Source organism: Bifidobacterium sp. UTCIF-1 (genome assembly GCF_006408915.1).
In the GTDB taxonomy this organism is placed as follows: Bacteria; Actinomycetota; Actinomycetes; order Actinomycetales; family Bifidobacteriaceae; genus Bifidobacterium; species Bifidobacterium reuteri.
Genome location: NZ_JFAG01000003.1, coordinates 24,432 through 37,541 on the forward strand (window position 1 = coordinate 24,432; position 13,110 = coordinate 37,541).

Annotated in this window: 10 protein-coding genes and 1 tRNA gene; 5 read left to right on the top strand and 6 right to left on the bottom strand. The window is 59.6% G+C overall.

Annotated elements, in window-relative coordinates; all coding sequences use genetic code 11:
- The first annotated feature begins 2 nt into the window (after positions 1-2).
- From BW09_RS01910 to BW09_RS01920, 3 genes are all read left to right on the top strand, one after another.
- On the top strand, positions 3-3,062 hold the full coding sequence (locus BW09_RS01910; protein ID WP_140464611.1) for a type I restriction endonuclease subunit R: 3,060 nt from the start codon (positions 3-5) through the stop codon (positions 3,060-3,062).
- 65 nt (positions 3,063-3,127) lie between these two features.
- A complete protein-coding gene (gene xseA / locus BW09_RS01915) occupies positions 3,128-4,492 on the top strand; it encodes an exodeoxyribonuclease VII large subunit (protein ID WP_140464613.1) in 1,365 nt (454 codons plus the stop codon).
- 104 nt (positions 4,493-4,596) lie between these two features.
- Positions 4,597-4,884 carry an exodeoxyribonuclease VII small subunit gene (locus BW09_RS01920; protein WP_044089725.1) on the top strand — a complete coding sequence of 96 codons (288 nt, stop codon included), beginning with the start codon at positions 4,597-4,599 and terminating at the stop codon, positions 4,882-4,884.
- 137 nt (positions 4,885-5,021) lie between these two features.
- Here the strand turns inward: BW09_RS01920 and BW09_RS01925 are convergent, their stop codons facing one another.
- The 4 genes from BW09_RS01925 to BW09_RS01940 all read right to left on the bottom strand — a co-directional run bounded on the left by BW09_RS01925 (position 5,022) and on the right by BW09_RS01940 (position 8,111).
- Entirely contained in the window at positions 5,022-6,878 is a 1,857-nt protein-coding gene (locus BW09_RS01925; RefSeq protein ID WP_140462703.1) for a long-chain fatty acid--CoA ligase, read from the bottom strand.
- Positions 6,879-7,004: 126 nt separating this feature from the next.
- Positions 7,005-7,430, bottom strand: coding sequence for a nucleoside 2-deoxyribosyltransferase (locus tag BW09_RS01930; RefSeq protein ID WP_044089722.1), 426 nt, complete (start codon positions 7,428-7,430; stop codon positions 7,005-7,007).
- A gap of 122 nt (positions 7,431-7,552) precedes the next feature.
- A complete protein-coding gene (locus BW09_RS01935; RefSeq protein WP_044089721.1) occupies positions 7,553-7,957 on the bottom strand; it encodes a GNAT family N-acetyltransferase in 405 nt (134 codons plus the stop codon).
- Between the two features lie 81 nt (positions 7,958-8,038).
- A tRNA-Arg gene (locus tag BW09_RS01940) sits at positions 8,039-8,111 on the bottom strand.
- A gap of 289 nt (positions 8,112-8,400) precedes the next feature.
- Between BW09_RS01940 and BW09_RS01945 the strand changes: the two genes are divergently transcribed.
- Complete coding sequence (locus BW09_RS01945) at positions 8,401-9,561, top strand: endonuclease/exonuclease/phosphatase family protein (protein ID WP_140462702.1); 1,161 nt, start codon at positions 8,401-8,403, stop codon at positions 9,559-9,561.
- 2 nt (positions 9,562-9,563) lie between these two features.
- Here the strand turns inward: BW09_RS01945 and BW09_RS01950 are convergent, their stop codons facing one another.
- Positions 9,564-10,532 carry a Ppx/GppA phosphatase family protein gene (locus BW09_RS01950; RefSeq protein WP_044089719.1) on the bottom strand — a complete coding sequence of 323 codons (969 nt, stop codon included), beginning with the start codon at positions 10,530-10,532 and terminating at the stop codon, positions 9,564-9,566.
- A gap of 166 nt (positions 10,533-10,698) precedes the next feature.
- On the bottom strand, positions 10,699-11,871 hold the full coding sequence (locus BW09_RS01955) for an aminotransferase class I/II-fold pyridoxal phosphate-dependent enzyme (protein WP_375137540.1): 1,173 nt from the start codon (positions 11,869-11,871) through the stop codon (positions 10,699-10,701).
- A gap of 170 nt (positions 11,872-12,041) precedes the next feature.
- Here BW09_RS01955 and BW09_RS01960 point away from each other — a divergent pair, with 170 nt between their 5' ends.
- Entirely contained in the window at positions 12,042-13,097 is a 1,056-nt protein-coding gene (locus BW09_RS01960) for a Gfo/Idh/MocA family protein (protein ID WP_140462700.1), read from the top strand.
- Positions 13,098-13,110: the final 13 nt, after the last annotated feature.

Sequence of the window (13,110 nt, forward strand, 5' to 3'; positions counted from 1 at the left end):
TCATGGCAGTCAAACCGACCCGCAGCATGAGCGAGCACACGTTCCAGAACCACGTCATCGACGGATTCGAGCAGCAAGGCTACACCTATGTGCCGCAGTCGCAGATGGATCAGAACTTCAATCGCGAAACGGCAATCGACGAGCAGACCTTGAAGGAATTCCTGATCGACACCCAACCAAAGGAAGTCGCCAAGGTCGAACGGCAGCACGGCGGGAACTGGAGCCAGATTGTCCTCAAGCGCATCCAGCAGGTCATCGCGGACAAGGGCCTGCTGTGGGCGCTGCGCAATCCAATCGAGATGGCTCCGGGAGCCAAGTTCAAGCTCCTCTATTTCAAGCCGAAGAACGATCTGAACCAGACTTCGACGGAACATTATCACGCGAATCGCTTCCAGGTCACCGAAGAGTTCCATTACGGCACGATGAAGGATGATCTGAACAATCGCATCGACGTGGTGCTGCTCGTCAACGGTTTCCCGCTGGTCACCATCGAATTGAAGAACCATCAGACCGGACAGACGGTGAACAATGCAATCCGACAGTACATGACCGACCGCAATCCGAAGGAGCAGATCTTCCAGCCCGATTTGCGGTCGCTCGTGCACTTTGCGGTCGATGCGGACGATGTGTTCATGACCACATGGCTCAAGGGCAAGGAAACCAAGTTCGTACCCTCCAACCAAGGCAACGGTAAGGCCGGCGGAGGCAATCCTCCGGCGGAACCTGGCAAGTTCGGTACATCCTACCTGTGGGAGGAGGTACTCACGCCGGATTCCCTGCTGGACATCATCGAACGGTTTGTGCAGATCACCTACCACGAGAAAGACAAGAACGGCAAGAAAAACACGCGCAAGACGCGTTCCACGATGAAGGCGGTGATTTTCCCGCGCTACCATCAGCTGCGCGCGGTTCGCCGACTGCTCAAGGCCACACAGGAGCAAGGACCGGGGCATAACTATCTCATCCAACATTCTGCCGGTTCCGGCAAGTCGTATTCGATCGGCTGGCTCGCCTATCATCTCGCATCCCTGACGCAGAGCGACGGCAGTTCGTTCTTCAATTCGGTGATCGTGCTGGTGGACCGTGTGGTGCTTGACGAACAATTGCAAGGCACCATCATGAACATGCCGCATCCGAGGGGCATGGTCGCCATAGCCAAGGATTCTGCAGGGCTTCGCGATGCCGTCAATGCCGGTTCCCGCATCATCATCTCCACCATCCAGAAGTTCCCGTACATCTACAATCAGACCGATACCTCCGGCCGTACGTTCGCCGTCATCATCGACGAGGCGCATTCATCCCAAAGCGGCGAAGCTCATCGCAAAACCAAGCAGGCCCTCGGCGACCACACCGGCCTCAACACCGATGATGCCGACGATCTGGATTCCGACGCATACGACTGGGATGACAGCGGCCTGGACGAAGACGCGGACGATGCGGCGATGCGCGTGCGCGACGAGCTGAACGCACAGGGCGCGCAATCGAACCTGTCGTTCTACGCGTTCACCGCTACGCCAAAGCCGAGCACGCTCGAAACGTTCGGCACGGTGAACCCTTCTACCGGCAGACCGGAAGCGTTTGACCTGTATTCGATGAAGCAGGCCATCGAAGAGGGCTTCATCCTCAATGTGCTCACCAACTACACCACGTTCCAAACGTATTTCCATCTGGTCAAGAAGTCAGAAGAAGACCCCAAGCGCAAGGCCGGACGCACGAAGAAAGAGATCATGGACTTCGTAAAGCTCGACCCGAGCAACGTGTCAAAAATCTCCGAAATCATCGTCGATCATTTCCACGATCATGTCATGCCACTGCTGCACGGTGACGGCAAAGGCATGGTCGTGACGTCCAGCCGCAAGGCCGCCGTCGAATACTTCCGATACATGAAGCGGCTCTCCGCACGTGACGAATATGCGGGCGTGAAGCCGGTCGTCGCATTCTCCGGCAAGCTCGATTTGGATGGCGAAGAGGTGACTGAAGGAACGCTCAACGGATTCAATTCCAGCGAGATCGCCAAGCGGTTCGACACATCCGAGTTCAACCTCATGATCGCGGCGAACAAGTTCCAGACCGGATTCGATCAGCCGAAACTGTGCGCCATGTATGTGGACAAGAAACTGACCGGCGTGGCTGCCGTGCAGACCCTCTCACGCCTGAACCGAACCTGTCCAGGCAAACCGGCTCCCATCGTGCTTGATTTCGCCAACAAGCCTGAGACGATTCAAGCAGCGTTCGAGCCGTACTACATGCAAACCGACCTCGACCGAGTCACCGATCCGAATGTCATCTACGACATGAAGACCGCGCTTAGCGAATTCCAGATCTACGATGATGCGGAAATAGCGGCATTATGCAAGGTGTGGCTGGGCAAGCCGGACGAATCCACCATGCCGGAAGTGCTGCGTCTGCTCGGCCCGGCCAAGGAACGGTACGCCGATCTAGACGAGGAGCGCCAGAACGAGTTCCGCAAGCGCGTCGGCAAGTTCCTGCGTACTTATTCGTATATCACGCAGCTGATCCGGCTGGAAGACGAAGAGCTCTTCAACCTCGACACGTATCTGGCGTTCCTCAACCGGGAACTCGCGCCCAAATACGCACCGGAGGAGCCCATCGACGATCTGATCGCGGTGACACAGCTGCGCATCGAGAACAAGGGACGTGCCGACATCACACTGACCGGAGGCGAACCGGTCAAGAACAACGCCGGCAGCGTCGGTGTGGGGCCCACCATCGATGATGAGGACTATCTGTCCAAAATCATCGACTACCTCAACGACCTGTTCGACGCCGATTTCGGCGACCCAGCGCGCAAGTATTTCGAAGGACTGATGACGGTACTACAGAAAGACGCCAAACTTCGCACGCAGGCCAAGAACAATTCCCGAGCCGATTTCCGCACACCGTTCGACTCCGCGTTCCTCAAAGCGTTGTTCGAGTCGCAAGCCGAGAACACGGATCTCTTCAGCAAACTCAGCGGCAGTCAGGAGGCTCTGCGCCACGTGCAGGAATTCCTTTTCGATGAGTTCTACACTCGCGAACAGCGAGAAGAGCGAGAAGAATAGGAAGCACACGAATCGATGCGGGTAAATTTTTACCCTCATCGATTCGCGCATTTATAGTGGAAGGCATGACTACTGCAATGGGAACTCCATATACGGGCGCGGCACCTACCGCCGCCTCGTTGGCCGGCACCGGTTTCACCTCTGGCCAGCCCCAAGGTGCTGATGGCACCATCAATCTGCCTGACGGTCCAAGGCCGGTAGACCAGCTTCCCGCACGTGCCGCGGAAACCACCGCGCAGAACCCTTGGCCGGTGAGCGTGCTGAGCCAGAAGTTCTACGGTGCGGTGGATCGCTGGCCTTCGGCTTGGGTCACCGGGCAGATCACGCAGATCAATACGCGCAGAGCCGGTTCGGCGTATCTCACTTTGCGCGACGATGTCGAAGACATCGCGATGGAGGTCAACGGATTCGGACGCTTCGCCCAGGCCGCCAGCGAATTCGTGCAGGGCGACCGCGTGGTCATCCACGGCAAGCCGAACCTATGGATGAAGCGCACCTCGCTCTCACTTCGAGGCGACACCATTCTGCGCGTCGGCGCGGGCGGCAGCCTCAAGGCGATGTTCGATGAGCTGCGCAAGCGGCTCAAAGGCGAAGGACTGTTCGACGCCGACCATAAGCTCCCACTGCCTGAATTCCCGAAGACCATCGGACTGATCTGCGCACCGCAAGCACGTGCCGAAGGCGATGTCATCACCAACGTGAACCTGAGATGGCCAGCGGTATCGTTCAAAGTGGTGCATGTCCACGTGCAGGGCGAGCAGTGCCCGACGGACGTGGTGCAGGCCATCCAGCAGCTCGACGCCGATCCTGCGGTGGACGTCATCATCGTGGCTCGCGGTGGCGGTTCATTCGAGGATCTGATGGGCTTCTCGGACGAACGCGTGGTACGTGCCGCATACGCCTGCACAACGCCGTTGATCTCGTCCATCGGCCATGAGGACGATTGGATGCTGCTCGATCTGGTGGCCGATCTGCGAGCATCCACGCCTACTGACGCGGCCAAGCGCGTGGTGCCGGATGTATTCGAGCAGTCGCAGCTCATCGAAGGCGCGATCGACCGCATGCGTCTGCGCATGCGCTCCCGCGTCGAGAACGAGATTCGTCTGGTGGAAGGATACGCCAATCGGCCAAGTCTCACCCAGCCGCATACCATGCTGGAGCCGCATCAGCGGTTTATCGACGACTCATTGCAGCGCCTTGACATCGGTCTTCGCCGCATCGTGGATGACGCACAACTCACCATTGAGAAGACGCATGCATCCCTGACCGCGTTGAGTCCGCAATCCACGTTGAATCGAGGCTATGCAGTGGTGCAGTCCGCAGACGGGCATGTGGTCGACAATGCCGGAGCCATCAACGTCGGAGACAATATCACCGTGACGTTGAAGAAGGGCGTCATCACCGCCACCACCACCTCGACAAACGAATAACACCACAACCATTACAGTTTGTATATAGACAACCATCCCTCGGCCTCGTTACGCGGCCGGCTTACCTCTTATAGGGCAAGCTTCAGGGGAAAAGGGGAGGAATCATGACCGACAAGAACACCGCACCGGCTTCTTCGCTGACCGATGAGGAGCGCAAGCTCATCGCCCAGATGCCATATGAGGAGGCACGTGACAAGCTCATCCAAGCCGTGCAGGCGTTGGAGACCGGCGGACTGAGCCTCGATCAGTCGATGCGCCAGTGGGAAATCGGCGAGGCTCTGGCCCAGCGCGCGCAAGGATTGCTCAACGACGTGCGCGCCAAGCTCGATCAGGCGCAGGCCCAGCAGGCCGCCAACGAGGCTACGGCGGGAACTCAGTCCAATCTGGACTGAGTTCCCCTTCGCGGCACAGCCGCTCACCAAACCTACGGGAAGCCCACCGGGCTCCCCGCTTAACGGTTTGGCCCAGTCCAATCTGGACTGAGTTCCCCTTCGGCCTACGGCCTCACCTCGCCTACGGGAAGCCCGGATTACTTCTTCAACGGTACGTAGATGACGTTGTTGATGAGCTCCTGGTAGTGCTTGACGATCTGTGCACGACGGGTCTTGAGGCTTGGGGTGAGCATGCCGTTGGCCTCGGTGAACTCGTCGGGCAGAATCTCAAACTTGCGGATGGATTCCGCGCGGGAGACACCCTCGTTGGCGGCATTGACCGCACGCTCCACTTCGGCGTGCACGATGGCATTGCCCGCCAAGGAGGCCAGATCCGGCTCCGGCTTGGCGCCCTGCGCCTCCAGCCACGCGTTGGCGTCCGCCAGATCCAGTGTCACCAAAGCGGCCACGAACGGCTTCTTGTCGCCGATCACCAAGCACTGGTTGACCACCGGCGAGGTCATCACCGAAGCCTCCAGCAGGCCCGGAGACACGTTCTTGCCGCCGGCGGTGATGATCAGGTCCTTCTTACGTCCGGTGATGGAGATGAAACCGTCCTCATCGATGTCACCCAGATCGCCGGTATGCAGCCAGCCGTCGGTGATCTGCTGCGCGGTGACCTCGGGATTGTTGTGATACCCCTTGCACACCAGTGGCCCCTTGACCACCAGTTCGCCATCCTCCGCGATGCCAGCCGTAATGCCGCACATCGGCATGCCGATGGTGCCGATGCGGTTGTCCTCCGGAAGACTCACGCACACCGGCCCGCAGGTTTCGGTCATGCCATACCCCTCTAGCACCGGCATGCCGATGCCGTTGAAGAAGTGGGACAGCTCGGAATCCATCGGAGCTCCGCCGGTGATGGCGAAATCGGCGTTCGGCCCGAAAATCGTGCGGATCTTCTTGTACACCACCTGCTCATAGAACGCGTGCGCGATGCGCCCCGCCAACGGCAAATTCTCCCCGCGCTGCTCCGCCTTGGACCAGGCGCGCGCGTTCTCCGCCGCCCGGGCGAACATCTTGCCAGCGAATCCGGTGCCCGCGCGCTGGGATGCGGCGTTGTACACCTTCTCATACACGCGAGGCACGGCGAGCAGCAGCGTGGGACCGAAGGTCTCGAAATCCCTGACCATGGTCTTCATATTGGAGCTCAGAGCCAGAGTGATGGTTCCGCCGAAGCTGAAGAACTCCATGAATCGCGCGAACACGTGGCTCAACGGCAGGAACAGCAACAACCGGCGATCCGGCCATGCGCCTGCACGCGGCATGTACTGCAGGGCGGAAAGCACCAGGAACGCGAAGTTGCGGTGCGTCAGCTCCACACCCTTCGGTGTGCCGGTGGACCCGGACGTGTACACGATAGTGGCGCGGTCATCACCATGGGAGGCGTTCTTGTACTCCCAGAATTCGGCATCGGTCACCGATTCGCCATAGGTCTTGATCGCGTCAAGGCCGCCGGCATCGATCACGAACACGTTGCGCAGCGTCGGCACCTCATCACGCACCGACTCGATCTTGTCACGCTGACCGTCATCCTCGGCGATCGCCACCGTGACCTTGGAGTCGTTGAAAATCCAACTGACCTGGCTTGCGGAGTTCGTCTCATACACCGGCACGGTGAGCGCGCCGATGGACATGATCGCTAGATCCAGCGCCGTCCACTCCCAACGAGTGTGGGACACGATGGACACGGAATCACCCTTGTTGACGCCCAGTCCAATCAGACCCTTCGCTAGATCGATGACCATGCGGCGGAACACTTCGGCGCTGAAGGGCTGCCATGAACCATCCTCGGCCTTGTATTCGATCATGGCGCCTTTGGGATCGCGCTTGGCGCGACGGTCGAGCAAGTCGAACAGATTGATGTCGCTGTCGATCGGCTCCTTGACCGGATTGGTGAACTGCTTGACGATCGTGGTCTCATTGTGTGCCACATCAGCGATGTTTTCAGTCATACCTCTATGTAACTCCATCGTTGATACAAAACAGTAAAACAGTCCGTTACTTCTCACATCTGGACTCACATCTGGACGCTATATGCCCGGCTGTTTCAATCCTGTGCGGCACATGAAACCACACCATCAGAACTGGATGTAATCGACCTCGGTATGCTCGCCAGTCTCCAGATACTTCGCCACGTCTTCAGGACCTGCGAACACCATCTCGACGGCCTGCGCCACCATGAGGTTCACGCGATCCATCGGCGTCAATCCATCGAAATAGCCATAGACCGGCATACCCAGCGCATGCGCGTACCCAATCTCGAACATCGTGCCCGCATCCTCGTCCATGAGGTTGGCGATGACCGCTTTGGAGGAATTGATGCCTTTGATATCGTCCGCAAAGCATCCCTCCGGGCCGACTTCCTCAAACTGGCTGACGAATCGCGGCTTGAACAGCTTCTTACCGTGCTCCTCCAGCACCTTTTCCAGACGTTCCATGCTCGAAGTCTGCTCAGGATCGAAGAACGGGCCGGCCACGTAATAGTCATATTCCTTTTCGCTCATGGCTTCCAGTCATACCGCAGCACGAATGATTTCCATACCCTTAGCTCAGTCTATGGACAATCATTCATATAGTGAACATGGCATGACAAATCGCAGTCTTCACGAGATAATGCAGGCTTCAATCAGCCCCGGTTGACGATTTGCATGGCGCGACCGTCCTCCATCAGATGGAAACCGTGCTTCTGGTAGAACGGCGCGTTCTTGCTCTCCTCTGGCATCACCTCGAGGAACAGGTACTCGCGGTACTTCGCCTTGACCAGCTCGACCATATGGCCACCGATGCCCTGGCCGTGATAGGCGGGATCGACCAGCACCCAATGCATGTATGCCACCATTTCGGTATCGTCCAGTACACGTACCAGTCCAGCCAGATGACCGCCATCCCAGGCGCTGATCACGGTATCCGAATGCTGAAGCGCCTTGAACAGTCGCTCAGGATAGTTCGCCGATTCCCAACCGACCGAGCGGAACAGCTCCTGCACCTGATCCTGAGTGAAACGCTTCTCTTCCGTGTATTCGATAGCCATAGCCGATTATGGTAGCAATCGCATACGCACCGGTACGTCCGCGTACCATATGACGGATGAATGCCGAACGACGGCGCCAAGTGCCCGAGACGCGATTCGAACGCGCGACACCCGCTTTAGGAGAGCGGTGCTCTATCCACTGAGCTACCCGGGCAACGACGTTTCATTGTACACGGGACATAGCCAGTGGGCAATTCGTACAATTCGTGCCGGTTTGGTGCGAACTCGTCAGCCACCCGGCAAAATCAGCCCGCGCCCCAGCGCGGCACGATACAGTAGCAACTCGCGCATGCACTCAGGCATGCAACCGTCGCCGAGGGATTCCCGATCGAATCCACCGGCCTGCCGCACATCCGAAATAACCGGGTCCATTCGCGTAAAGGTTACGCAAGAGCGACCGCAGGATACGCAGGAATGACGCCCAGGACGTAAGGAAGGATGACATGTCACGCACACGGAGCATTCCCACGAACAAGTCCGCGTCCTCCCGCTCCCGGTCAGCAGGCACTCGGTCTTCCTCGAACAAGTCCCAATCGCAAGCAGGGTCTCGTTCACAGTCCCGTCCACGGACCAAGCCGTACACCAAGGAGCAGCTGCATCATCACAATAGCCATCGATTCCTCGGTTTTCTTGCAGCATTGTTCGCCATCGCCGCGCTGATTTGCACAGCGGCGCGCGCGCTGCCTGCCGACCTGCAGGCGCTGCCATATGTGCCAGTCGCCATAGCGGCGACCCCTTGGTTCGCGCTGCTTGGCCTTATCGCGCTGCTCATGGCGATCATGTCCCGTAAGGTGCTCGCCGCGCTGATCGCCGTCGCCGCTGTGGGAATCAATGGCTATTGGCAATATCCGTTCTTCCACTCGCCAGACCCGCTCCCCCAGGCCGCATACAATGCCGTGGCAGCGAGCGAGGCCAACACCGCCGACGCCTTCGCCCGCGTGATGACGTTCAACGTGTACAAAGGGCAAGCGGACGCCCAGACCATCGTGGACACGGTCCGCGACCAGCGGGTCGAGGTGCTCGCCCTTCAGGAGACCACCGACGACTTCGTACAGCGTCTCAAGGAAGCCGGCATCGAACGTTATCTGCCGTATTCGAATGTCTCCTCCTCGGATGGCGTCTACGGCAACGGCCTGTGGTCCGCCACCCCGCTCTCCCAGCCGGTGGACGACGAGGTGAATTCCAGCGCCTCGTTCATGCCCGCGGGCACGGTGGACATGGGCGGCAACCAGATCCGTTTCGTCTCAGTGCACACCACCGCACCCGTGCCCGGCTATTGGCGGCAGTGGAAGCGCTCGATTGACGAGCTTGGGCTGATGCGCGGCCACACCGATACGCGATATGTGTTCATGGGCGATTTCAACGCCACCTATGACCACGCCCCATTCCGGGAATTCCTCGGCTCGCGATTCCTGGACGCCACGCGAATCTCAGGCCATGGTTTCACGTTCTCCTGGCAGACGAACCGGCCGGGACTGCCGATGTTCGCCGGCATCGACCATGTGGTGCTCGATCAGGGGATGCAGGCCGGGCAATGCAAGACCGTCAGAATCACCGGCTCCGATCATGCGGCCCTGCTCGTCACCATCGACGTAATGCAGTAGCGCTAGAAACCGAGGCGGGTGCGGCCGAACTGGTCGAGCCAGCGCAAGATGGCGCCTTCTCGCAGCGCCCACGGGCAAATCTCCACTTCCTGGATGTTGAGCGCTTTCATGATCTCGTCGGCCACCACAGCACCGCCCACAATCTGCATCGTGCGTTCCGGCGTGATGCCCGGCAGCGCCACACGCTGCTCCGGAGCAATCGCCGCAAGACGCGGAATCCAATCCTCCAACTGCTCACGCGTCATGATCGCCGTATCCTCGCGTCCTGGCTGGCGAATCACCGCGCCGCACAGACGTGCCAGCGAGCGGAAGGTCTTGGACGTGCCCACTGCGTGGTTCGGATGCTTGGACTGCGGGAACGCATTCACCATCGGCTCGAGAATCTTGCGCACATTCCTGCGCACGTCCTCAAGCTCGGCGGGGGTGGCCATGCCAGTGGGCAGGAAGTCGACGGTCACACGCCCCGCTCCTGCCGGCACGGACAGTGCCACAGTCGGCTCCTCGTCCGACCCCATGGCCACTTCCAGAGAACCGCCGCCGATATCCAGCACCAGCAGTCGCCCGGCATCCCAGCCATACCAGCGGCGGGCGGCGAGGAATGTGAGTCGCGCCTCATCAGTGCCGGACAGCACGGTCACGCCCTGCCCGATCATCTCCTCGATCTTGTGAATCACCTTGTTGCCGTTGGGAGCCTCACGCAACGCCGACGTGGCCATGACCAGCAGCTGGGTGATCTGATATTCCTCGGCGAGCGTCATGCATTGGGAGACCGCATCAAGAATCGCCTCGATGCCGGCCTTCTTGATGGAGCCGTCCTCCTTGAGGTATTTCATCAGTCGGACAGTGGACTTGGTGCTGGCCTCGGGCTCGGGGCGGGCGCCGGGCGCCGCGTCCACGATAAGCATATGGATGGTATTGGAACCGATATCAAGCACACCGAGTCGCGTGGTATGCGCACGAAGATTAACCATATTCTTCTCTCACTCGCATTGCGGCGCACCGGCGTGGCAGACCGTTGCCCACAACAGACATATCCAGCCGCGCCCCGTGCATCATCAACACCACCGACAATGCAGGGAGACGGCATTCGTCAAACGTAGCTACTCTACAACATTCCCCTGCATCACAGCCGTTGCATCACAGCGTTTCCGCGAACCGGCCGAGCCGCTTCAGCCCCTCACTCAACGCGTCACGCGAGGCGGCGTAGCTCAGCCGCACATGCGTATCGGCGGTGGCGGCGCCAAAGTCCCGGCCAGGGGTCAGCGCCACATGGGCCTCCTCCAACGCCCGTTCGCAGAACGTCCACGCATCAAGGCCCGTGCGTTCGATGTTGAAGTAGGCGTAGAACGCGCCATTCGGCTCCACTTCGACCGGCAGGCCTATGCGCTTGAGCCCGTCGATCACAATATGGCGGCGTGCAAGCAGCTCCTGACGCCGCGCCTCGCATTCGGCGAGGCTCTCGGGCGTGAAGCAGGCCAGCGCCGCATGCTGGGTGGGTGTATGGGCGCACAGGTAGTAGTTGGTGGCCAAATCGTCTACGGCCTCCAACACCGCTGCATCATCAGGCAGGATGGCCCAGCCGAGCCGCCAGCCGGTCATGCCGAAGAACTTGGAGAAGCTGTTGCACACGATGGCATCTGGGTCGCAGGCCAGCACGGATCTGACCTCGCTGCCGTCCGGCTCATGGTCGGCCAAGTCGAGGTATGTCTCGTCCACGATGCGCCATGCCCCTCGGGATGCGGCCAGACGGCATACTTCGGTCAGCACGTCGAAATCGATGGTGGTGCCGGTTGGATTCGACGGCGAAGTGATCATCACGGCCTTGGTGCGGTCGGTCCAATACCGTTCGCACAAATCGGCGTTGAGATGGAATCTGGTCGACGCCGAGGTCGGCACATCGATGACATTGCCCTCAAACGAACGTACGAGTTCACGGTTGCATGGATAGGACGGGTCGGCGACGATCACGTCATCGCCGGGATCGATGGTCAATGCCGTGGCCAGAAGCAATGCAGCCGATCCTCCTGCGGTGATGCAGATGCGCTTGGGGTCGATGTCCAGATCATGACGTTCACGGTAGAAGTCCGCAATGGCTTGGCGCAGTTCCGGCAGGCCCATGGCAGCCGTATAGGGCAGCGCGCGGCCATCATACTGCTCACGCATGGCATCCCGCACTGCTGGCGGGGCTCCGAAGTCCGGCTCGCCCAGAGAAAGCTTGATGACGCTGATTCCGGATGCGATCATCGAGTCCGCTTTCTCACCGAACACCATCGCACGGAATGGATTGATCTCCCGCGCCCTGCGGGACATGACCAGGGTCGCTCGCTTTGCATTGCTGTTGTCCATAATCCGGTTTTATCCACCCGCTGGGACAACAATCTCGCTTACGAGGGGCTGACCAACAAGACGGGAACACAGCACCCTGACTTCTATAATTGCCGTAGACGCTGTTGCGGACAGACCATATTCAAGGAGGAATGATGAGCAGATTCAACGGCAAGCGAGCCGAATTCGAAGCCAGCGACGACAAGGTCAATGTAGCCATTCTCGGTGCCGGCAATATCGCCCGCACCATGGCCGATACATTGACGAATATGGCAGCGAATGAGCAGTACGCGCATCTGATCCATCCTTATGCGGTGGCCGCGCGCGATGACGCCCGCGCACAGGCATTCGCCGACCAGTGGCATCTGGACAAGGCCTACGGCTCCTACGAGGAACTGATGGAGGACCCGAATGTGGACCTGGTCTACATCGCCACCCCGCACAGCCTGCATGCCGAACAGGCGATTGCCTGCATGCGCGCCGGCAAGAACGTGTTGGTGGAGAAATCGTTCACCGCGAACACCGCGCAGGCCAGTGACACGCTGGCCGTGGCGCAGGAGACCGGCATGTTGTGCACGGAGGCGATCTGGACACGGTATATGCCGAGCCGCGCTCTGATCAACGAGATCATCGGCTCCGGTGAAATCGGAGAGGTCCGTTCGGCCAGCGCCAACCTGTGCTACCCGGTATGGAAGGTGCCGCGTATGACCGATCCGGCATGCGCGGGCGGCGCTCTGCTGGATGTCGGCGTGTATCCGCTGAACTTCCTCGATATGGTCCTCGGCGCCGACCATGGCCGCACCATCGAACGAATCAGCACTTCGATGATTCCGTATGAGACGGGGGTGGATGCGCAGAACTCCACGACACTGTATTACGATGACGGCGCAATGGGCGTGGCCACGAGCTCGATGATGGTCTCATCGGATCGCGGAGGCTACATATGGGGTACTGACGGCTACCTTATGGTGACCAATATCAACAACCCGGAAACCATCGACATCTATGACAATGACCACAGGCCCGTGCGCAGCGTCGCAGTGCCGCCGCAACTGACCGGATACGAGTACGAGGTGGCTGACGCGGCGAACGCCTTGCTCGACGGCAAGACCGAATGCGAGGCCATGCCCCATGCGGACACGATTCGCATCATGGAGCTGATGGACCAGATCCGCAACGTGTGGGGTCTGAAGTTCCCGTTCGAGGCGTAGGACGCAACCGCGT